The organism is Rhizobium sp. PvP014 (assembly GCF_017876855.1).
In the GTDB taxonomy this organism is placed as follows: Bacteria; Pseudomonadota; Alphaproteobacteria; order Rhizobiales; family Rhizobiaceae; genus Neorhizobium; species Neorhizobium soli.
The window spans coordinates 474,888-497,089 of the sequence record NZ_JAGIOT010000002.1 but is presented as its reverse complement, the minus strand read 5'-3'; the positions used below and the strand labels follow the sequence as shown (position 1 = coordinate 497,089).

General features: G+C 60.4%; 19 protein-coding genes. 10 read left to right on the top strand and 9 right to left on the bottom strand.

Annotated elements, in window-relative coordinates; genetic code table 11:
- Positions 1–6 precede the first annotated feature (6 nt).
- Positions 7–1,365 carry an esterase-like activity of phytase family protein gene (locus J3A65_RS07045; protein WP_209900532.1) on the top strand — a complete coding sequence of 453 codons (1,359 nt, stop codon included), beginning with the start codon at positions 7–9 and terminating at the stop codon, positions 1,363–1,365.
- Between the two features lie 143 nt (positions 1,366–1,508).
- Here J3A65_RS07045 and J3A65_RS07040 read toward each other — a convergent pair whose 3' ends face one another.
- The 5 genes from J3A65_RS07040 to J3A65_RS07020 all read right to left on the bottom strand — a co-directional run bounded on the left by J3A65_RS07040 (position 1,509) and on the right by J3A65_RS07020 (position 8,671).
- Complete coding sequence (locus J3A65_RS07040; RefSeq protein ID WP_209900530.1) at positions 1,509–2,795, bottom strand: HEAT repeat domain-containing protein; 1,287 nt, start codon at positions 2,793–2,795, stop codon at positions 1,509–1,511.
- Positions 2,796–2,913: 118 nt separating this feature from the next.
- Complete coding sequence (gene ppx / locus J3A65_RS07035; RefSeq protein WP_209900528.1) at positions 2,914–4,434, bottom strand: exopolyphosphatase; 1,521 nt, start codon at positions 4,432–4,434, stop codon at positions 2,914–2,916.
- 29 nt (positions 4,435–4,463) lie between these two features.
- Positions 4,464–6,677, bottom strand: a complete 2,214-nt coding sequence (locus J3A65_RS07030; protein ID WP_062580250.1) for an RNA degradosome polyphosphate kinase — start codon at positions 6,675–6,677, stop codon at positions 4,464–4,466.
- A gap of 100 nt (positions 6,678–6,777) precedes the next feature.
- Positions 6,778–7,485 (bottom strand): DnaA regulatory inactivator HdaA, encoded by a 708-nt coding sequence (gene hdaA, locus J3A65_RS07025; RefSeq protein ID WP_113167306.1) that lies wholly within the window; start codon positions 7,483–7,485, stop codon positions 6,778–6,780.
- A gap of 7 nt (positions 7,486–7,492) precedes the next feature.
- Positions 7,493–8,671, bottom strand: coding sequence for an AI-2E family transporter (locus tag J3A65_RS07020; RefSeq protein WP_062453299.1), 1,179 nt, complete (start codon positions 8,669–8,671; stop codon positions 7,493–7,495).
- A gap of 247 nt (positions 8,672–8,918) precedes the next feature.
- Here J3A65_RS07020 and purM point away from each other — a divergent pair, with 247 nt between their 5' ends.
- Together purM and purN are read left to right on the top strand one after the other, a co-directional pair.
- Positions 8,919–9,992, top strand: a complete 1,074-nt coding sequence (gene purM, locus J3A65_RS07015; RefSeq protein ID WP_209900526.1) for a phosphoribosylformylglycinamidine cyclo-ligase — start codon at positions 8,919–8,921, stop codon at positions 9,990–9,992.
- Positions 9,989–10,627: a phosphoribosylglycinamide formyltransferase gene (gene purN, locus J3A65_RS07010; RefSeq protein ID WP_209900524.1), complete on the top strand. Its 639-nt coding sequence runs from the start codon at positions 9,989–9,991 to the stop codon at positions 10,625–10,627. The genes purM and purN overlap by 4 nt, the downstream gene beginning before the upstream one ends.
- 54 nt (positions 10,628–10,681) lie before the next feature.
- On the opposite strand, the gene J3A65_RS07005 is transcribed toward purN, so the two are convergent.
- Positions 10,682–11,509 (bottom strand): alpha/beta hydrolase, encoded by an 828-nt coding sequence (locus J3A65_RS07005; RefSeq protein ID WP_209900522.1) that lies wholly within the window; start codon positions 11,507–11,509, stop codon positions 10,682–10,684.
- A 150-nt stretch (positions 11,510–11,659) separates the two neighbouring features.
- Between J3A65_RS07005 and J3A65_RS07000 the strand changes: the two genes are divergently transcribed.
- Both J3A65_RS07000 and J3A65_RS06995 read left to right on the top strand, forming a co-directional pair.
- Positions 11,660–11,935, top strand: coding sequence for a type II toxin-antitoxin system Phd/YefM family antitoxin (locus J3A65_RS07000; RefSeq protein WP_113167310.1), 276 nt, complete (start codon positions 11,660–11,662; stop codon positions 11,933–11,935).
- Entirely contained in the window at positions 11,911–12,342 is a 432-nt protein-coding gene (locus J3A65_RS06995; RefSeq protein ID WP_209900519.1) for a type II toxin-antitoxin system VapC family toxin, read from the top strand. The genes J3A65_RS07000 and J3A65_RS06995 overlap by 25 nt, the downstream gene beginning before the upstream one ends.
- Here J3A65_RS06995 and J3A65_RS06990 read toward each other — a convergent pair.
- Positions 12,339–12,926 carry an NUDIX domain-containing protein gene (locus J3A65_RS06990; RefSeq protein WP_184654883.1) on the bottom strand — a complete coding sequence of 196 codons (588 nt, stop codon included), beginning with the start codon at positions 12,924–12,926 and terminating at the stop codon, positions 12,339–12,341. The genes J3A65_RS06995 and J3A65_RS06990 overlap by 4 nt on opposite strands.
- Entirely contained in the window at positions 12,923–15,061 is a 2,139-nt protein-coding gene (locus J3A65_RS06985) for a molybdopterin oxidoreductase family protein (RefSeq protein ID WP_209900517.1), read from the bottom strand. The genes J3A65_RS06990 and J3A65_RS06985 overlap by 4 nt, the downstream gene beginning before the upstream one ends.
- Positions 15,062–15,144: 83 nt before the next feature.
- Here J3A65_RS06985 and J3A65_RS06980 point away from each other — a divergent pair, with 83 nt between their 5' ends.
- The 4 genes from J3A65_RS06980 to J3A65_RS06965 all read left to right on the top strand — a co-directional run bounded on the left by J3A65_RS06980 (position 15,145) and on the right by J3A65_RS06965 (position 18,594).
- A complete protein-coding gene (locus J3A65_RS06980) occupies positions 15,145–16,011 on the top strand; it encodes a 23S rRNA (adenine(2030)-N(6))-methyltransferase RlmJ (RefSeq protein WP_209900515.1) in 867 nt (288 codons plus the stop codon).
- Between the two features lie 113 nt (positions 16,012–16,124).
- Positions 16,125–16,748 (top strand): ribonuclease, encoded by a 624-nt coding sequence (locus J3A65_RS06975; RefSeq protein ID WP_245341629.1) that lies wholly within the window; start codon positions 16,125–16,127, stop codon positions 16,746–16,748.
- Positions 16,749–16,805: 57 nt separating this feature from the next.
- Positions 16,806–17,402, top strand: a complete 597-nt coding sequence (locus J3A65_RS06970) for a glutathione S-transferase (protein ID WP_209900510.1) — start codon at positions 16,806–16,808, stop codon at positions 17,400–17,402.
- 181 nt (positions 17,403–17,583) lie between these two features.
- Complete coding sequence (locus tag J3A65_RS06965; protein WP_062579906.1) at positions 17,584–18,594, top strand: tripartite tricarboxylate transporter substrate binding protein; 1,011 nt, start codon at positions 17,584–17,586, stop codon at positions 18,592–18,594.
- Positions 18,595–18,695: 101 nt separating this feature from the next.
- Here J3A65_RS06965 and J3A65_RS06960 read toward each other — a convergent pair whose 3' ends face one another.
- Positions 18,696–19,334, bottom strand: a complete 639-nt coding sequence (locus J3A65_RS06960; protein ID WP_062453311.1) for an outer membrane protein — start codon at positions 19,332–19,334, stop codon at positions 18,696–18,698.
- 741 nt (positions 19,335–20,075) lie between these two features.
- Here J3A65_RS06960 and uvrC point away from each other — a divergent pair.
- Positions 20,076–22,130, top strand: coding sequence for an excinuclease ABC subunit UvrC (gene uvrC, locus J3A65_RS06955; protein ID WP_209900508.1), 2,055 nt, complete (start codon positions 20,076–20,078; stop codon positions 22,128–22,130).
- The last annotated feature ends 72 nt before the right edge of the window (positions 22,131–22,202 follow it).

Genomic DNA, 22,202 nt, shown 5'->3' with positions numbered 1-22,202 from the left:
GATTTGATGACCAAGACCTTTTTAGCCTCCGTCTTCGTAAGTGCCCTCCTCGCCGGCACGGCATTGGCCGACGACAAGGAGTTTCCCGCAAAGCTCGCGGGCCAGGCAATCCTGCCGGCCAATACGGTGACTGCTGCTCCGACCGATGCGCCTGAATTTCTCAAGACATCGGGCAAGTTCACCACGCCGGACCGCAAGCGCACGGAAAAGCTTGGCTCGATCGACGGCAAGGACGGTGTTCGCGTCACCGACGTCAAGCTGCCGTTCAACGGTCAGCCGATCCAGGGCTTTTCCGGGATCAAGGCCATGGCCGACGGCACGTTCTGGACGCTCTCCGACAACGGCTTCGGCTCTAAGGCCAATTCCTCCGATGCGATGCTGTTCCTGCATCAGGTGAAGTTCGACTGGGCGACCAACAAGGTCGATGTCGTCAAGAACATCTTCCTGTCTGACCCGAACAAGATCGCCCCCTTCCCGATCGCCATGGAAGGCAGCGACAAGCGCTACCTGACCGGCGCCGATTTCGACATCGAATCGATCCAGCCCGTCGCAGACGGTTTCTGGCTCGGCGAGGAATTCGGGCCTTACCTCATCAAGGTCGACATGCTCGGCCAGCTGACTGACGTCGTTGCCACCACCGTCGACGGCAAGAAAGTCACCTCGCCCGACAACCCGACGCTGTCCATGCCGGCCAACCCCGCCGCCAAGATGCCGGTCTTCAACCTGAAGCGTTCGGGTGGCTATGAAGGCATGGCACTATCGAAGGATGGGCAGAAGCTCTACGGCCTGCTGGAAGGCCCGCTCTTCCTCGACGACGGCAAGGTCGAACAGGCCGATGGCCGCACCGCGCTGCGCGTCATCGAATTCGACGTCGCTTCGAAAAGCTGGACCGGTCGTTCCTGGCTCTATCCGCTGTCTGAAAAGGGTGTCGCGATCGGCGATTTCAACATGCTGGACGCCACGACCGCACTCGTCATCGAACGCGACAACGGCGCCGGCACCAAGGACAAGGCCTGCGCCGATCCGAAGCAGCCGAAACCGGATTGCTTCGATGCGCCGGCCGAACTGAAGCGCGTCTACAAGATCGAGATGACCGACGCCAATGTCGGCGCGGCCGTCCGCAAGATCGGCTATATCGACCTTCTGAACATCAAGGACCCCGACAGCAAGAAGATGGCTGGCTCGAAGGACGGCATCTACGACATGCCGTTCGTGACGATCGAGAATGTCGACCAGATCGACGCGACACACCTGATCATCGGCAATGACAACAACCTGCCCTTCTCGGCCGGTCGCGCCGTCAACAAGGCTGATGACAACGAGTTCAGCCTGATCGAAGCCGCCGAGTTCCTCAACGCGAAGTAAAGCAGTGAGGCGGTGATCGGCAGGCCTCTAGAGCCCGGACATCACCACGACGAAACAGAAAAGGGTATCTGCATCAGCAGGTACCCTTTTCGACTCCATGACACCTCGAACCTGGACGTATTAAAGCTCAGGTATCGCCAGGATTACCATTTCAGGACGTCGTTAAGCGATGATGGCGCTTTCAAGCTTCTGTTCAAGTTCGTCGAAGGATCATTGAGCTGACGGACGATGTCGCTCTTTTGCGACGAGGAAAGATTGCTCCCCGACTGCCGCAGGATCAGGATCTGGTTATTGGCCACACCCTGATCTGTCGTATCCTTGGCAGCGTTTACGCTCAGCTCCACGGCCCGCGGATCCTGCAGGCGGTACAGAAAATCTGCTGCCTGGTAGCGAATGGTCTTGTCCGGATCTGCGGCCGCCTGAATCAGCAACGGAAAATCCTCAGCGGCCAGCTTTTGCGACAGAGACGACGCCAGATTGGGGTCGGAGCGGATCATTTCTGCCAGGGCATAGACCACGCCGAGCTTGACGCGGTAATCGTCCGGCGATGCGTGCAGCGCAGACAGCATCATGGGCACTGCGACAACTCCGGCAGAGACCAGAAAGTCGCGGGAATTGCGCCTCAGGAACGTATCCTCGTTCCGTAGGCCGGCAAGCGCCTTCTGAATTTGGTCGACCGATGCTTCCGGCCGAACCGCCGCCTGAGCGAACGCGCTCAGATCCCACCATGCACCTGTCGTGCTGCCGCTAACCTCCGCTGTCGGCCCAGGTGAAAGCGTATCCAGTTCGGACAGGAGAACCAGCGAGCCGTTCTTGACCTGCCGCGCATCATAGTCGAAGCGCCACTGGACCGGCCGGCCTTCGGCGAAAATTGCCCGGATTTTCTGGGCATCGCCGATAAGCTCGAAATACTCTTTGCCAGCTTCCTTTTCGATTGTATCGACCTGCATCCGCATCTGCGTGCTTTGTAGCGATGTACCGAGGCCAAGAAACTTGATCCGTCGGACCATGGCATCCTTGTAGATGTAGAGCGGCTCGTCATCGATTATGCGGATATCGGCGACATGCGAGAAGTCGCCGCTGATCTCGCCTTTAAACAGCGCCGGCGTGCCAGGCGGCGTAAATTGCTGGAGCATTAGAAACAGAACGACTGCCATGGCGCCGGCCCCGGTCACCGACCAGCCGGCCCAGTTCCCTGCAACCTTTGCACCGAACGCCGCAAGCACCAGCCCGAAACCGACGCAGATGGTCAGCGAGGAGGCGGTCTGGCTGCGTCCCAAGAGAAGGATCGCAGTACCCAGCAGCACGAGAAAGAGCCCGACGGCCACGCCGGCAACAAAGTATTTTTCCGGAAAATTGTTCTCGGGCGCCAGCGCGTTATTGGCCCCACGGTCCGCATGATTGTTCGCGCCTTGATCTGCCACTGCCATGTTCGAGCCCCCCTCGAAGCCAACACCAACATAAGGCATGCCCGTTCAACCGAAGATAAGCCGAAGCCCGCTCGGTTGCAACCGTCTAGATCTGATGCATCTGTTCTCGCAACAGCTGCTATTCGAACACGAAGGCGAGCTTCTTGCCGGTCAGCTTGGCAAGCTGCTGCAGCCGACCTTCCAGCCGCTCGCCAGCGAAGTTGCGGTAAGCGTGCGGCACGACGAATTCCATGTCGAGATCCGGCGAACTCGACTGGCGGAAAGTCAGGTTATTGACGATGCCGGGCATCGAAGCCGAGAACAGATAAACCACCCGCAAAAGCCCGCCGAGCAGTTTGGCGAGCTCCAGCAGCCGCGGTGTCGCAATCGTCGAGAGCGGGCCGGTGGCACCGTCGTCGCTCAAACCCTCGAACCGGTAGTAGTTGGCGAGCGCCAGGTAGGCGCGGCCCGCATGGGTAATGCCGACGAAGGACGAGTGGGCGATGACGTTAAGTGCCTGGGCGCCGCGGTAATCGGGATGCGCACGCCAGCTGATATCGGCCAGCAGGCAGGCAGCCCTGCGATAGCGGCTTTCTTCCTCGGTCTCGGTAATGCCGAAGAACGGCACCATGCGGCCGGTCCAATCGGCAAGCTCGCGCGCATGTTCCGGCGAACGCGCGCGCAGGATGGCGAGTTGATCGGCAGCCACGACCAGCGGATCGGCCTGCTTTTCCTCATCCGGCATCAGATGATAGAGATAGCCTTCCCGCACGCCCTGCGCCGAAAAGCTGACGACCGACGGCTTCATGACGGAGAGCACTTCCTGCAGGGCCACGGCGCCGAAGGGCAGAAGCGAACGACGGCTTTTCGAGACGGCCTGCCAGGCAGGATCCTTCGAATCCTTGGCATCGATCACGTCTTCGAGAAATTTCTGGATTTCCTCGAAGGTCAGCTCGTAGCCCTGCATCATGTGCAGCGGATATTTGGTGATTTCCATGTGCAGCTTGGCGATGTTGCGCCACGTGCCGCCGACCGCATAGAAGGTGCGGCCCTCGCCCTTTTCCAGAAAGCGGGCGGTATTGACCTGCTTGCGGGCAAAAGTCCGCGCCTTGGAAATGGAACCACCTGACGATTCCGACAGCCGCAGGCCGCCGAGAGGCAGGGTGATCCCCTTGCCGAACTCGTCTCCCTTGATGTCGATCAGTTCAAGCGATCCGCCACCAAGATCACCGGCGACGCCGTCGACCTCGTGAAAGCCGCTGATGACGCCGAGCGCCGAATATTTGGCTTCTTCCTCGCCGGACAGGAGCTGGATTTCCTGGCCGAGGATTTCCTCCGCCTTGGCGATGAAATCAGGGCCGTTGGAGGCTTCGCGGGCGGCGGCTGTTGCAAGGACGTAGATTTCCGTCGCCTGCGCCTGGTCGGACAGCGCCTTGAACCGTCTGAGAGCGGCGAGCGCGCGCAACACGCCCTCGTCGTCCATCCGGCCGTTCGAGCCGAGCCCCTTGCCAAGACCGCACAGAACCTTCTCGTTGAAGAGAACGGTCGGTGCCCTGGTCAGGCCTTCGTAAATCACCACGCGAACCGAGTTCGAGCCAATGTCGATGACGGAAACAGGGGCGATGCCAGGCAGGCGCCCTTGAGCTTCAGATCGTACCATGCTGCCTATTTCTTGACTGTTCTTGCCGGCTACTTTTTGCGTCCGGACATGACGCCGGCAATCAGTTTCGGAGCGCTGGATTTCAGGGCTTCACCACGCCCCGAGAGGCTAGGATTGGTCATGAAATAATGCTGCGCGTTGAACGGTTCTTCACCCTTGCGCACTTCCATGCGCCTTGACGTACCGTCCGCCAATATCTCGTAGCTCTGCTGATTGTCAATGAGATTGCCCAGCATGATCTGTGAAAGAACCTGCTCGTGCACGGTCGGATTGAGCAGCGGCACCAGCGTTTCGACGCGGCGATCGAGGTTGCGGGGCATCATGTCGGCGGACCCGATGTAGAGCAAAGCCTTGTCCGAAGGCAGGCCGTAACCGTTGCCGAAGCAGAAGATGCGGCTGTGTTCGAGGAAGCGCCCGACGATCGATTTGACGCGGATATTGTCGGAAAGACCCGGCACCTGCGGGCGCAGGCAGCAGATGCCGCGGATGACCAGATCGATTTCGACGCCGGCGCGGCTGGCGCGATAAAGCGCGTCGATAATCTCCGGATCGACCAGTGAATTCATCTTCATCCAGATCGCGGCCGGAGCTCCCGCCTTCGCGTGCGCGATCTCTTCCTCGATGTGTTTGAGAATGCGCGGTCGCAGCGTGTAGGGCGACATGGCGATCTTGGTGCTTTCCTTCGGCTCGCCGTAACCGGTGATAAAGTTGAAGATATTCGCCATGTCGTGGGCGATCTTCGGGTTGCAGGTGAAGAAGGAAAGGTCCGTGTAGATCTTTGCGGTGATCGGATGGTAGTTGCCGGTACCAAGGTGGCAGTAGGTTCTCAGCTTGCCGTCCTCACGGCGCACGACCATCGACATCTTCGAATGTGTCTTGAGCTCGATAAAGCCGAACACGACCTGCACGCCAGCTCGCTCCAGGTCTCGCGCCCAGCGGATGTTGGCCTCTTCGTCGAAGCGTGCCTTCAACTCGACCAGCGCCGTCACCGACTTGCCGGCCTCGGCCGCATCGATCAGGGCTCGGACGATGGGGCTGTCGTTGGAGGTTCTGTAGAGGGTCTGCTTGATGGCGAGGACGTCGGGGTCACGGGCTGCCTGAAGAAGAAACTGCACCACAACGTCGAAACTCTCGTACGGGTGGTGGACCACCATGTCCTTTTCGCGGATGGCGGCGAGGCAGTCTCCGGCGTGTTCGCGGACGCGTTCGGGAAATCGGGCGTTGTAGCTTTCGAACCGCAGATCGTCGCGCGGCGCCTTGGTGATTTCCGACAGCGTGTTGAGTGCCAGAAGACCCGGCAAGACCGCGACGCGGTTGTCCGGAACGCCGAGTTCCTGCACCACAAACTGGCGCAGTTCCGCCGGCATTTCCGAATCGGTCTCGATGCGGATGACCTTGCCGCGGCGGCGGCGCTTGAGCGCAGTCTCGAAGAAGCGGACCAAATCCTCGGCTTCTTCCTCGACTTCGAGATCGCTGTCGCGGATGATGCGGAACGTACCGCCGCCCTTAACCTCGTAACCGGGGAAAAGCCGGTCGGTAAACATGGCGACCGCATCTTCGAGCGTGATGTAGCGGATCGTGTTTGCGTCGTCGGGCAGACGGATGAAGCGGTCAAGCGTCGTCGGCAGGCGCAGAAGACCCGTCATCGGCTCCTTGCCGTTCAGGCTGTGCAATTGCAGCCCCATCGAGAAGCCAAGATTGGGGATGAACGGGAACGGATGCGCCGGATCTATCGAAAGCGGTGTCAGGATCGGGAACAGCTCGTCGTCGAACGTCCCGGACAGCCAGTTACGGTCTTCGTCCGAAAGTGCTGCCGGACGGACGATCAAAATCTCTTCCTGCGCCAGATACTGCTGTAACACGGCGAGCGAGGCCTGCTGCTCCATCTGCAGATTGTCGATTTCCTGCAGGATCGCATCCAGCTGTTCTGCCGGCGTCTTGCCATCGGGGCTCTTGATGACGATGCCCTGGCGGACTTGCCCCTCAAGACCGGCAACGCGCACCATGAAGAATTCGTCGAGATTTGCAGCCGAGATCGACAGGAAGCGGATGCGCTCCAGAAGCGGATGCGACGCGTTCAGCGTTTCCTCGAGAACGCGGCGGTTGAACTGCAGCCAGGAAAACTCGCGGTTGATGAACCGCTCGGGGCTGGAAAGCAGCGCCTCACCCATATCCACCGCTTCGTCCCTGCTGGCTGCCTCGCCCTTTTTGGGCTGCTCAATCTCGGTCGTCATCGATTCCATCTTCATCCATCCCAGAGCCAGCCCCATAACCGGTATGCGTGGGGCCGTGCGATACGTTTGACGACGCGACCGTCATAGTCAATTGCCGGCGCAGACGTTGCTAATCATTCGGTCCGGCACTGCCGAAATCCTTGAGGACTTCGGTTGCCAGAGGACGGGTGATCCGGGTCCCGCGCGCCAATGCCAACCGGTCCAGCCGGTCGACGATGGTCTGCGCAGCGCCCAAAGATCGCTCCATCCGGTTGACGATGTAACTGAGAAGTTTGTCATCAATATAAAGCTGACGGTCGGCAAACAGTTTTACCATCACCTGGGCCAGCAGTTCCTCATCGGGCTCGCCGATTTCCACCACGGTCGCAGCCTTCAGCCGTGATTTGAGGTCCGGCAGCGTCACGGACCAGGACATGGGCCACAGCCGCGATGTCATCAACAAAGTGCGGCCATGCTGGCGCACGGCATTGATGACGTGGAAAAGCGTGGTCTCGTCGAAGTCGCGCCGATCGGCGTCCTCAAACAGCACCGGCCCATCCGCTGCGACAGTTGCTGCATTCGAACCCGAGATCGGATGGATCTCGGCAGCCCCTGCCCGCTCCCGCCAGATATGGGCGAGATGCGACTTGCCGGAACCGACGGGACCCGCAAGGATCACGACCGGCGATGGCCAGGCCGGCCACTCGTCGACGATAGAGACGGCGGCGGCCAGCCGTTCGGAGACCAGGAGATCGTCCCGGCTCTGCGCGGAATCATGGGTGAATTGCAGCGGAAGCTGTTCGCTTCTGCGCTGGTCGCGTTCGCTCGATCCGGTCATTCGCTTTTCAGATGTCTTTCTGGTCGCTCTTGGGAGCATCGAGACGCTGCATGCCGGTATTTTCATTGACCACGGCCTGTGGCGCCCCTTCCCACGGCAGATCTACCGATCGGCCGTAATAGAGATCGCTGTCAAGATACCGTGAGATCGCGAACCGGACAAGCACGCCGACGACTGCCGCTGCGGGCACGGCGAGAAGAAGACCGACAAAGCCGAACATGGCACCGAAAGCAAACAGCGCAAACATCAGCCAGACCGGATGCAGACCGACGCTTTCGCCGACCAGCTTCGGCTGCAGTATATTGCCTTCCAGGAACTGGCCGGAGAAGAACACGGCAGCGACCGCCATGATCCACAGATAGTCCGGCCAGAACTGTACGAGCGCCACACCGATCGCCATGATCAGCCCGATCATCGAACCGATATAGGGAATGAACGAAATCATGCCGGCGACGAAGCCGATCAGCAGGCCGAAATTCAGGCCCACCAGCGACAGACCGACGGCATAGTAGATGCCGAGGATGAGGCAGAGTGATCCCTGCCCGCGAATAAAGCCGGCGACGGATCCATCCATGTCGCGGGCGATGTCGCGCACTGTCTGGACCTGATCGCGCGGGATCCAGCTATCGACTTTCGACACCATGCGGTCCCAGTCCAGCAGCAGATAGAAGGCGACGACCGGGGTAACGATCAGGAGCGACACGACGTCGACGATCGCCTTGCCGGAGTTCCAGATCTGCGCAAACAGGGTACCGATGAAGCCGGCGCCCTGGCTCAGCACTTCAGAGAAATTCTGTTTGACGGTCTCGATCTGGCTGGAGACCCAGCTCGGCAGGAACGAGTTCTCCGGGTTGGAAATGATCTGCTGCAACTGGGTGATGTAACCGGGCAAAGCGGCGGCGAACTGGGTGAACTGGGTGACGATGATCGGGATGACCAGCATCAGCGACAGCGCGAACACCGTGACGAACGAGACCAGGATCAGCACGGAAGCCATCATCCGGCTTAGTCCGCGGCGCTGCAGCCAGTCTGCGACAGGATCGAGGAAATAGGCGAGCGCCATGCCTGCGACGAAGGGAAGAAGGATGGAGCTGAAAAACCACAGAAACAGCGCGAAGATGAAAAGAACGGCTGCCCAGAAGAAGACATGGCGGCGCAGGCTCGCTCCGCTGATATGATAGGGCATCTTTACGTCCTTTTTGCACTGCATTCCCGGTATCACGCATATGAGCCCGGACCGGGTAAGGTCAAGATCGGCATCGACTTCGCCGCGTCGCCGGAGGCCGGGCCTGTGAAAAGCCTTGAAAGCCCACGCTTCTGCTTGCATCCTCCGCCTTGTCATGCAATGGCGGGCCGGAGATTTTTGCGCAGCCGCACCACGCCGAAAGGTCTCGATCTTCGGTTCGCGCGGCATGTCCCAACGGAGAATTACGATGAGCGAGACGGGCAAGAACGGTCTCACCTATAGCGATGCCGGCGTCGATATCGACGCGGGCAACCTGATGGTCGAGAAGATCAAGCCGGCGGTACGCTCAACCCGCCGTCCCGGCGCAGACGGCGAAATCGGTGGCTTCGGCGGCCTGTTCGACCTGAAAGCTGCAGGCTTTACCGATCCGATCCTGGTGGCTGCCAATGACGGCGTCGGCACCAAGCTGAAAATCGCGATCGATGCCAATTTCCACGACACTGTCGGCATCGATCTCGTCGCCATGTGCGTCAACGACCTCGTCGTGCAGGGCGCAGAGCCGCTGCTGTTTCTTGACTACTTCGCCACCGGCAAGCTTGATCCGGACCAGGGCGCTGCCATCGTCAAGGGGATCGCTGCGGGCTGCGTCGATGCAGGCTGCGCGCTGATCGGCGGCGAGACGGCGGAAATGCCGGGCATGTATTCCGATGGCGACTACGACCTTGCCGGCTTTGCCGTGGGTGCAGCCGAACGTGGCCAGCTTCTACCGGTCGGCGATCTCGCAGCTGGCGACGTCATTCTCGGCCTGACCTCCTCGGGCGTGCATTCCAACGGTTTCTCGCTGGTGCGCAAGATCGTCTCGATCTCGGGCCTTGGCTGGGATGCGCCTGCCCCGTTCTTCGACGGCAAGTCGCTCGGCGAAGCGCTTTTGACGCCGACCCGCATCTATGTAAAGCCACTGTTGAAGGCGATCCGCGAAACCGGGGCCCTCAAGGCGCTCGCCCACATTACCGGCGGCGGCTTTCCCGAAAACATTCCGCGCGTGCTGCCGAAGAACCTGGCCGCAGAAGTCGATCTCGACTCGATCCCTGTTCCGCCCGTGTTCTCGTGGCTGGCAAAGACCGGCGGTGTCGAGCCGAAGGAAATGCTGCGCACGTTCAACTGCGGCATCGGCATGATCGTCGTCGTTTCGGCTGAGAATGCGCAGATGGTGACGGATGTGCTGACCCGCGAAGGTGAAATCGTCGTTCCGCTCGGCCGCATGATCGACCGTGCGGAAGGCGACGCCGGCGTCGTCTACAAGGGCACGCTCGGTCTATGAGCGGAGCACTCGCCAGCGTGCAGAAGAAGCGCGTCGTCGTGTTCATTTCCGGCGGCGGCTCCAACATGCTGTCGCTGGCGGACGCTTGCGAAAGCCCCGACTTCCCAGCCGAGATCGTTGCCGTCATCTCCGACAAACCGCAAGCCGGCGGGCTTGCAAAGGCGAACGCGCGCGGCATCCAGACACTCGCCTTCGAGCGCAAGTCCTATGCCGGCAAGGCCGAACACGAGGCGGCAATCCTGGCGGCTCTATCGGGTATTCAGCCGGATATTATCTGTCTTGCGGGTTATATGCGGCTGATTTCGGGAGAGTTCATTTCCCGCTACGAGGGCCGGATGCTTAACATCCACCCGTCGATCCTGCCGTTGTTTCCGGGTCTGCACACGCATCAGCGCGCGCTCGATGCCGGGATGAGGGTCGCCGGTTGTACGGTGCATTTCGTGACCGAAGGCATGGACGAAGGCCCGATTGTCGCGCAGGACTGCGTGCCCGTTCATATCGACGACACGCCTGATACGCTCGCCGCACGGGTACTGACCGTCGAACACCGGCTTTACCCGGAAGCGCTTGCGCTTCTGGCAACGGGAGGCGTCAGACTCAAGGCCGGCAGGGCAAAATTCGACCCAGAGGGTTAGTACACTTCCGCGCCGCACGCCGGCGATAACCATCCGGCGTGCAGCGTTCATCACTTAGCTACGCAGGAACGCCATCAGGTCGTCCGTCAGCTGCTGCTTGTTCGAGGCAAACAGCCCGTGGGGCGCGCCGTCGTATTCGATCAGCGTCGCGCCGGGGATCGCGGCAGCGGCGGCACGGCCGGACGTCTCGATCGGCACGGTCTGGTCGCCTGTTCCGTGGATGATCAGCGTCGGCACCTTGAAGCTCGGCAGGTCCGGACGAAAATCCGTCGAGGAGAAGGCCTTTGCGCAAGCAAGCGTTGGCCGAAGACCCGCCATCATCGTCTGCTGGAACGACCAGTCGAGCACGGCTTCGCTCACCGACCCGGTGAACACGCCGACGCCGTAGAAGCTTTTCAAAAAGCCGTGGAAGAAATGCGCCCGGTCTTCCTTCATGCCGGCCGTCATCTCGTCGAACACCGACTGCGGCACACCATCAGGGTTGTCGGGCGTCTGCGCCATATAGGGCACGACCGACGCGATCAGCGCGGCCTTGGAAACGCCCTTGCCGCCGTGGCGCGACATGTAGCGGGCAACCTCGCCACCGCCCATGGAAAAGCCGAACAGTGCCGCATCATACGCGCCGGTCGCCTCGATGACATCGGCAAGATCGTCGGCCAGCGTATCGTACTCATAACCGTCCCACGGCTGCTCGGAGCGGCCGAACCCGCGTCGGTCATAGGAAATGGCACGGAAACCGGCGTCTGCTGCCACCACCGCGAAGTCGTCCCAGGTGTCCGACGTCAGCGGCCAACCGTGCATCATGATAACGGGACGGCCGGTCTTCGGACCCCAGTCCTTGACATAAAGCTGCGTTCCGTCGCGGGTGGTGATCATGGTCATCTTTGCATCCCTTCTTCTGGCAATGGAACCAGTCTAACGGGAGGTCTCTGGCAATTGTTCCCCGACGTGGAAGCGATGCATCCTCCCAACGACCAGCCATTTGACGGCCGGCTTGGCGCGGACTACCTTGGATTGAACCGGAGGTGTGAGATGACGATCACGGTCAAGCTGGGTGATGCGAAAACCGAACTTTCCGAGCTCCTGCCCCTCGTCGAAGCCGGCCAGGAGGTGGTGATTGCGCGTGGCGAAACACCGGTCGCGCGGCTCAGCCCGATCGCGGCCACGCCCGGTATGAATGCTGAGTTCACCGAAGAACAACTCGCGCGGCGGCGGGCCCTTATTGAGACGATCATATCTGAGCGCGACGCTCGAATGTCCGCCACTGCCGAAGAAATCGACGAATGGAAAAAAGAAGGTCGGCGTTAGTGCAGACTTTCGTGGTTGATGCCTCGGTTGCAGCCGGCTGGTTCATAGCTGATGAGGCCAATCCATATTCGAACCATGTCTTGAAAGCCTCAATGGCGTTGGGCGCAGTTGTGCCTGACCTTTTCTGGCACGAAATGCGCAGCCTGCTAACTATCGCCGCTCGAAGGAAGCGGATCGTCTTGGAAGATGTTGCTACATCGATGACACGCTTGCGAGAGCTGGAAATTACGACCGTCACAGGGCAAGAGGACGGGCGTATCCTCGAGCTGATAGCCCGTTACCACCTATCCGCCTACGACGCCGCCTATCTTGCGCTGTCGCTCGAGGAAAACCTCGAACTCGCAACGCTCGACAAGCAGTTGATCGCGGCAGCCCCGTCGGCCGGGTGCAGCCTCGTGCGGGCCTAAAGCGCCGCCCGGTTAAGCACGGCCCACTGCAGCAGCATGATTGTCTTGGCATCGATGATCTCGCCGTCGGCGATCATCGTGACGGCCTTGTCGAGCGGAAACTCCAGCACTTCTAGATCCTCGTGCTCGTCGGCGAGCCCGCCACCCTCGTTGATCCGGTCGGAAAGATCGATCGAGGCGTGGAAGAAGTGGATGACCTCGGTCACGGAGCCCGGCGACGTCAGTGCCTTGAAGACGAAACGCACGTCGCGGATCCGGTAGCCGGTCTCCTCCATCGCCTCGCGGCGGATCGCGTCTTCGGCGTCTTCGCCATCAAGAAGGCCGGCCGGGACCTCGATCATGAAGGACGGCTCGCCGATGAGATGCGCGGGCAGCCGGAACTGTTTGACGAGGACGACGATATCGCGTTCGCGGTCATGTAGCAGGATGCAGGCGGCCGGCGTGCGATGGAAAACCTCGCGCTTGATCCGCTGCGTCTCGCCGTTGCGATCAGTATAGTCGAGTTGATAATCGGAAAGCCGCGTCCAGCCCTGCGACAGCGTCGTATCGCTGACGATCTTCACCCGGTCATTCACGTCGCTCATGCGACTTCCCTGCGTAGCCAGACCTTGTTGTCGTGCACGGCAGCACCTCCGAAAGGCGCCACCGGATCGGCGCCGGTGAGGACGTTGATGCCCTCGCCGTCGAGATGCGCGTCGTTGGGCCACAGTCCTTCGGCGATCAGCACGCCCGGTTTCGCGCCGGCCACGAGTCTCGCATGCAGACGGATCTTGCCCCGACTGTTGCCGAGCGTGACTATATCGCCGTCAACGATGCCGAGACGTGCGGCGTCCGTCGGATCGATCATCACGTCCGGCCGCCCTTCCTTCTCCACCGAGCTTTTGGTCTCGGCAAAGGATGAATTGAGGAAGCTGCGCGACGGCGAGGTCGCGAGGCGGAACGGATGCTCGGCGTCGGCTGTCTCAATCACATCGACATGATCGGGAAAACGCGGCAACTGCGCGTGTGGCCCGAGCGGGCCGACGCTGTCGGGCGTCCGATCCGGCGATGGGCCGTTGACCCAATCGGGGCTGAAGCGGAATTTGCCGTCCGGATAGCCGAAACCGTTGATGTAGTGCGCGGTGTCGAAATCCGGTTGCGCATCGATCCACTTGTCGGCCTTCAGCGCGTCATAGGAACCCCAGCCGCTGGCAGTCAGGATACGATCGATATGCGTGCGTTCGTCCATGCCGAACCCGGCAAACCCGTCGATACCAAGACGCTTTGCCAGTTCCTCGATGACGAAAAGGTTGGTGCGCACCGTTGCCGGCGGTTCAACGAGTTTCGGGCCGAGCAGGATATGCTGGTGCCCGCCGCCGCGATAAAGGTCGTCATGCTCGAGGAACATGGTCGCGGGCAGAACGATATCGGCGACCTTGGCCGTATCGGTCATGAACTGCTCGTGGACGGCGGTGAAAAGATCGTCGCGCAGAAAGCCTTCGCGCACGAGCCGCTGTTCCGGCGCAACGTTCATCGGGTTGGTGTTCTGGATCAATAGCGCCGTCACCGGTCCGCGATGACGCAGCGCTTCGGCGTCGCCGGTCAGCACGCGGCCGATCTGGGACTGGTCGAGCATGCGGATGTCCGGATCCTTGTAGGCCGTGCCCATCAGCTCGGCCTTGTTGAACCGATAGATCTCGCCGTTGTTGTGGAAGGCACCGCCGCCCTCATGCTTCCAGGAGCCGAGCACCGTCGAGATCGACAGCGCCGCATGCATCGCCGCCGTACCGTTGCGCTGACGGGAAAAGCCGTAGCCCAAACGGAAGAAACTCTTCGGCGTGGTGCCGACGAGCTTGGCAAAGCCCTCGATCTCCTCGACGGTGAGGCCTGTGATCGCCGACGCCCATTCTGGCGTGCGGCTTTTCAGATGCGCTTCAAGGCCTGCGGGATCATCGGCATATTTCGCCATATAGGCGCGGTCTGCATAGCCGTCGCGGAAGGCGATATGCATCACGGCGCAGGCGAGTGCTGCATCCGTGCCGGGGCGCAGCACCAGCTTGACGTCGGCCTGCTTCATCGTCGGATTGTCGTAGATGTCGATGACGACGATCTTGGCGCCGCGCTGTTTGCGGGCCTTGATCGCATGGGTCATCACATTGACCTGGGTGGAGACGGCGTTGGTGCCCCAGATCACGACGCAATCGGATTTCGCGATCTCGCGCGGGTCCGGACCACGCAGGGCGCCGGTGCCCATCACATAGCCGGTCCAGGCCATGTTGGTGCAGATCGTCCCCATGAAGCCGGAATATTTCTTGGCATGGCGAAGGCGCTCGATCGAATCGCGCTGCACCTGCCCCATCGTTCCCGCGTAGAAATAGGGCCAGACCGCTTCGGACCCGTGCTTCGCTTCGGCGTTGACGAAAGCGTCGGCGATCTCGTCAAGCGCCGCTTCCCAGGAGATCTCCTGCCAGAGCCCTTCGCCCTTGGCACCCATACGGCGCTGTGGCACCATCAGGCGGCCGGGATGATAGATGCGCTCGGTATAGCGCGCGACCTTGGCGCAGATGACGCCGGCCGTGTAGGAATTGTCGGAGGAACCGCGGACACGACCGATCCTGCCATCCGCAGTCAGATCGACATCCAGCGCACAGGCGCTCGGACAGTCATGCGGACAGACGGTATGGCCGACGGAATTGTGACCGACGACGGGGCTTTCGGGAATGGGGGTCGCAACGTTCATGGCTTTTCTATATGGCATGGCGACGGATGCAAAAAGCGCCATTTGCAGTGCATCAATTTTATTCAAGCGAGACACAAGCTGAGATGAACTATCGGCACATCTACCACGCAGGCAATTTCGCCGACGTCCTCAAGCACGTCGTTCTTTCGCGGCTTGTTCTCTATGCGCAGAACAAGGACAAGGCGTTCCGCTTCCTCGATACGCATGCGGGCATCGGGCTCTACGACTTATCCTCGGAAGAAGCGCAGAAGACCGGCGAATGGCTCGATGGCATCGGCAAGCTTGTTGATGCGGAGTTTTCTCCCGAAGTGGCCGAAATCCTTGCGCCCTATCTCGGTGCCGTGAAGGAGCTGAACCCGAAGGGCGGCGTCAAGTTCTATCCCGGCTCGCCAAAACTTGCGCGCATGCTGTTTCGCCCCCAGGACCGTCTCTCGGCAATGGAACTGCACCCGGAAGACTTTGCCCGCCTATCGCGGCTGTTCGAAGGTGACTACCAGGCCCGCGTGACCGAACTCGACGGCTGGCTGGCGCTCGGTGCGCATCTGCCGCCGAAGGAAAAGCGCGGCATCGTGCTGATCGATCCACCTTTCGAGGAAGAAGGCGAGTACGACCGGATGGTCAGGGGTCTCGCCAACGCCTATCGCAAGTTTTCAGGCGGTACCTATTGCCTCTGGTACCCGATGAAAAAGGGCGCGCCGATCAAGGACTTCCACGAGCGCCTGAACGCGCTGGATATCCCCAAAATGCTTTGCGTCGAGCTGACCGTGAAAAGCGACCGGGATCTTGTCGGTCTTAACGGCTCGGGCCTCGTCATCGTCAACCCGCCTTTCACGCTCAAGGATGAGCTGCATACGATCCTGCCCCCGATAAAGACGGCGCTGGCACAGGATCGTTACGCCTCGCAGCGATGCTTCTGGATAAGAGGTGAACACACCGACGCCGAGGCTTGACCCGTCGTCGCATCCCTTTCATGGTGCGGCGCGACAGGAGGCCGCCCACCATGAAACGCTTGTTCGCCGCCCTTTCAGGCCTCGTCGTCCTACTCGCCCTTGCCACCACGTCGATGGCACAGGAACGGCCGCGCATCAGAGGCGGGCAAAGTTCCGAGGACCGAGCGGGAACATTCGATTTCTACGTTCTCGCCCTGTCCTGGTCGCCAACCTTCTGCGCATCCGATGACGGAGGCCGCAACCGGCAGCAATGCGGCACCGACAAGCGTTTCCGGTTCGTCGTGCACGGGCTCTGGCCGCAATACGAAACCGGCTTTCCGGATTTCTGCCGCTCCTCGGAGCCTGACCGCGTGCCGCGCCAGCTTGGTGAAAAGCTGTTCGACATCATGCCGTCTATGGGTCTGATCGGCCACCAGTGGCGCAAGCATGGAAGCTGCAGCGGGCTCGACCAGCCCACCTATTTCGACACCGTTCGCAAGGCCTATGAGCACGTAAAACTGCCGACGGAGATTGCCGGCGGGCAAAATCCGCTGAAGCTTTCGCCTGAAGCCATCGAGCAGGCCTTCATGTCCGTCAATCCGGGCCTTTCCCGCCGCGGGATCGCTGCGAGCTGCGAGGGTGAAAAGCTCGATGAAATCCGTATCTGCCTCACCAAGGATCTGCAGTTTCGCGATTGCGCAGAGGTCGACCGCCGTGGCTGCCGGATCGGCCAGGTCACGCTTCCTCCGCCCCGATGACATCCGCTTGCGCAAGATGACATCAGCGGCCTCCGATATCAGAACAAGGAAACACCGATGAAGTTACTCTATTCCCCGGCATCGCCCTATTCCGGCAAGGTCCGCATGGCTGCCCGCCATCTCGGCATCGATGTCACCGATGTAAAGACCGACACCAATGCGGCGCCGGCAGAGCTCACCGAGAACAATCCTCTCGGAAAAATCCCGGTTCTGATCCGCGAGGGCGAGCCGTCGGTCTATGACAGCGTCGCGATCATGCACTTCCTTGACCGTCACTCCGGCGGCAAGCTCTATCCGAAGAAGGACGTGAAGCGCACCGAGGCGGAAGTGCTCGAAGCACTCTGCGATGGCATTACCGATAGCCTTCTCGCGATCGTTTACGAGCGTCGCTCGCGCGATGAGGACAAGGTCCATCAGCCTTGGATCGACAAGCAGTGGGACAAGGTCGTGCGGGGCCTCGACTATCTCGAAAAGAACCTGCCGAAGACCGGCAAGAAGCTGCATGGCGGCCATTTCGCGATGGCTGCGATGATCGGTTACCTCGACCTGCGCTTCAACGGCCAGTGGGCCGAAGGTCGTCCGGAACTCGCCTCCTGGCCTGACACGTTCTCCAAGCGCTTTCCGGCCTATATGGAAATGAAGCCCTACGCCTGAACCGAATGAGGTCCGCGGCCGCCCTAGAACTCTTGGGTTGCCGCGGATCCCGGCACAACCTGCCGGTCGTTCGAGACCTTCTTCCATTTGCACAAGCAATTGAAACGCTTGCCCTCCGGTTTTCCTCCGCTACTATGACGAGAACGGCGGGAGGCCGTTTGAAGCAATTCGGAGGAATTTCATGAAGCGATCAGCGTTGACGCGGCGAACCGCCCTGCGCCTTTCCGTAGTCCTTGCAGGCTCGGCCCTGTCCCTGATGTCACTGGGACTGTCAGCCACCGGGGCTGCGGCCCAGTCGTTTCCCGACCAGACGATCACCCTCGTCGTGCCGTTCGCAGCCGGCGGATCGACTGATGTTGTCGGTCGAGTCGTGGCGCAGAAGATGGGCGATATCCTCGGCCAGCAGATCGTGGTCGAAAACGTCGCTGGCGCCGGTGGCAATCTCGGCGCCGACCGCGTCGCGCGTGCGGAGCCGGACGGTTACACGATCCTGATGGGCACGGTTGCGACCCACGCGCTCAACCCGCTGATCCTGAAGCAGAAGCCCTACGACCCCGAGAAGGATTTTGCGCCTGTCTCGCTACTGGTCATCGTGCCGAACGTTCTGGTCATCAATCCGAAACTGCCGGTCAACACGGTGGCGGAACTGGTGGAGCTCCTCAAGAAGGAGCCGGAGAAATATTCTTACGCGTCGTCGGGCAACGGCACGCCCCTGCATCTCTCGGGCGAATTGTTCAAGGCGATGACCGGCGTCAAGATGGAGCATGTTCCATACAAGGGTGCGGGTCCTGCTCTCAACGACCTGATCGGCAACCAGATCTCGATCATGTTCGACAACCTGCCCTCCTCGTCTCCGCATATCAAGGCGGGAACTCTGAAGGCACTGGGCGTCACCACTGCCGAGCGGGCAGCTTCGTTCCCGGACGTGCCGACGATTGCCGAGACGGTACCGGGTTACGAGACCTACACCTGGAACGCCCTGTTCGCACCGGCCGGCACGCCGCCTGAAGTGGTCGCAAAACTGAACGACGCCGCCAACAAGGCGCTACAGGACCCGGCAGTTGTCGCGAGGATGAAGGATTTCAGCGCCAAGATCGTCGGGTCTACCCCGGAGGAACTCGGCAAACACGTGACAGCCGAACTCGCAAAATGGACCCCGGTCGTCAAGAACGCCAATATCCAGATGGACTGACCGTTATACCGACCGAAAACCGCGCATGAAAAAAGCCCGTTGGTGACAACGGGCTTTTAGATGAGAAGCCGGGAAACGCTCCCGGCTTTTTGTTGTTCTTATTAGAACTTTACGCCGATACCGACCTTAACGCTGTGGTCGTCGAAGCCCTTGGAGACGTTGCCGCTGTCGAGGCTGTAGTCCTTGGCTGCGAAGTCCGTGTAGCGATATTCGATACGGGTCGTGATGTTGCTGGTGACGAATGCTTCAGCACCGACGCCGACCGTGTAACCAACGGATGTCTTGTCGTCAGACGACGTTGCATCCTTGAGTTCGTTGTTCTGCAGCGCGACACCAGCCGTACCGTAGATCAGGAAGGGGTTGAGGTCGTAACCGACGCGGCCGCGGACCGAACCGTCCCAGCCAGCTTCGCCACGGTAACCGCCGGAAGTTCTGCCGTCCTGGCCGTTGTAGCCGACGTCAGCTTCGATACCGTACACAACCTGGCCACTCTGCCAGTTGTAACCGGTGTAAGCACCGCCGCCTGCACCCTTGGCATTGTAGTCGCCACCGCCGAAACGGCCCCAGTCGTAGGAACCGGTGGCGCCGAGGTAGAAGCCCTGCCACGTAGCGGCCGGTGCGACTTCTTCAACAGCCATAGGAGCTGCAGGGATCTGGTCGACGGCGTCAGCAGCGCTGGCCGAGGAAATTGCAATAAAGCTGGCAGCCGAGGCCATCAGAGTCGCGACGAGAATACGCATACCTTTTTCTCCGTTTGGCGCATCGGCTCAAAAACCACTTCGGGTTTCGGAAGGTCCGACACGAGTATTCCTAATTGCTACAACGTCCCTGCGCACCCTTTCGGGTATCGGCGCTGTAGGCTGCCGGGCAAGTGTCACATCAACAGAGTTGACGACAGCTTTGTTCCCTGCTGGCTGAGGACGAATTTGGGGGGCAATTGAGGAATTGAAAGAGCCGAAATGTGAATTGTTTGTGGCAGCTAGACGGCTAAATTTCGATGTTGCTTCATCGCCACAGGTATATCGTTAAGGATAATGAGACGTTAATCGCACTATAGAGCATTTTACATTTCTTGACCGTTTCTTAACATTGCAAACAAACGCTGTCAAACAGCCTCGATACATATCACGACTCCGAGAGGCGCGAGATTTAGCCTCCTTTATTCGAGTTTAACTCAAATTTAGCCGAGCAACGCATCAACGCCATCACAGCAACCTGCAGAACTCCTACTTGCAATTCGTCATTTCCGGTCGAAACGAGGCCGAATTCCTGCCGTATTCGCTTCCAAGACCCCGCGAGCACGTTTGCTGAGAGAGAAATGCAGGCGTGGTGGCACGCTTCCAAAGCCGCCGGCAAAACACTATCTGTTGGCAAACAGCTTCAGCCCCGAGTCGCCGATATCTTCGGGTTGGATGATCACAAAGACGAGATGAGCCCGCAGAAATAGTCGTCTGGACTGATTCTGCCGGCGGAGACATGCGATGAACGCGAAGAATGTGCCCGATGGCGGCGTTCTTTATGACGGAAACGAAGACGACGACGACGATGCCCTGGCACCGGAAGCGGTCGCTGCGGCTATCACCACGTCCATCGACTGGAACGAGGCGGTCCGCCACGACACGGGCCTCAAGGGCGCCGACCTGATCGCCGAGTTCGTCAAGCACCTTCCGAACGCGCCGGGTGTCTACCGGATGTTCAACGAGGCCGGCGACGTGATGTATGTCGGCAAGGCGAAGAGCCTCAAGAAACGCGTCAGCAATTATGCGCAGGGCCGACTGCATTCCAACCGCCTCACCCGCATGGTGCGCGAAACCACGCATATGGAATTCGTCACGACGCGGACGGAGACCGAGGCGCTGCTGCTCGAGGCGAACCTCATCAAGCGGTTACGTCCGCGGTTCAACGTTCTGCTGCGCGACGACAAGTCGTTTCCGTATATTCTCATCAGCGGCGATCACCGTGCCCCTGCCCTGATGAAACACAGAGGCGCCCGCGCCCGCAAAGGCCAGTATTTCGGACCGTTCGCATCGGCCTCTGCCGTCGGCCGAACGATCAACTCGCTACAGCGTGCGTTCCTGCTGCGCACCTGCACAGACAGCGTGTTCGAGAGCCGCACGCGTCCCTGTCTTCTTTATCAGATCAAACGCTGTTCCGGCCCCTGCACCCATGAAGTCAGCGACGAGGGCTATGCCGAGCTCGTCAAGGAAGCCTCGGACTTTCTTTCGGGCCAGAGCCAGAACGTGAAGACCGTCATCGCCAGGCAGATGTCGGAAGCCTCCGAAGACATGGATTTCGAGCGCGCCGCGATCTATCGCGATCGGCTTGCAGCGCTCAGCCACGTCCAGAGCCACCAGGGCATCAATCCGGCCGGCGTCGAGGAAGCCGATATCTTCGCCATCCAACACGAAGGCGGGCTTACCTGCATCCAGGTGTTCTTCTTCCGCACCGGCCAGAACTGGGGCAACCGCGCCTATTTCCCGAAGGCCGATCCTCAGATGGCAGGAGCCGAGGTCCTCAACGCGTTTCTCGCGCAGTTCTATGACGACAAGCCGGTTCCCAAGCAGATTCTGCTGTCGGAAACGGTCGAGGAGCAGGAACTGCTGGCGCTCGCGTTTTCCGAAAAGGCGGGACACAAGGTCTCGATCCTGGTGCCGCAGCGTGGCGAAAAGCGCGATCTTGTCGATCACGTCGCTGCCAATGCGCGCGAAGCACATGGCCGCAAGCTGGCCGAAACATCGTCGCAGGCGCGCCTTCTCAAGGGTCTCGCCGAAACCTTCAGCCTGCCCTACCAGCCCCGGCGCATCGAGATCTACGATAACTCGCATATGATGGGCACCAATGCCGTCGGCGGCATGGTCGTCGCGGGTCCGGAAGGATTTGTGAAGGGCCAGTACCGCAAGTTCAACATCAAATCGACCGACATCACCCCCGGCGACGACTTCGGCATGATGCGAGAGGTCATGACCCGGCGCTTCTCGCGACTGATCAAGGAAGAAGGCATTCCTGATCGCAGCATCTCGACGCCGAAACCCGTCGAGGCGACCAGCGAAGACATCAACGATGCCGCGTTTCCGGCCTGGCCCGATGTCATCCTGATTGATGGCGGCCAGGGCCAGATGACGGCTGTGCGCACCATCCTCGACGAACTCGGCATCCGAGACGTGGTGACGGCGATCGGGGTGGCCAAAGGTGTCGACCGCGATGCCGGCCGCGAACGCTTCTTTGCCGATGGCCGCAGCGATTTTTCTCTGCCGCCACGCGATCCCGTCCTCTACTTCGTCCAGCGCATGCGCGACGAAGCGCACCGGTTCGCGATCGGCTCGCACCGGGCCCGGCGCAAAAAGGAAATGATCAAGAACCCGCTCGACGAAATCGCGGGCATCGGGCCGGGCCGAAAGCGCAAGCTGCTGCAGCATTTCGGCACCGCAAAGGCCGTGTCCCGCGCAGGTCTCAACGATCTGATGGCGGTCGAAGGAATTTCCGAAGCGGTGGCAAAACAGGTCTATAATCACTTCCACGAGAGCCGAAGTGGATGACGATGAACGACATGCATGGGTCATCAAAACAGCGTATGCATCTCAACCAACTGTAAAAAAGCCGCGAAAACT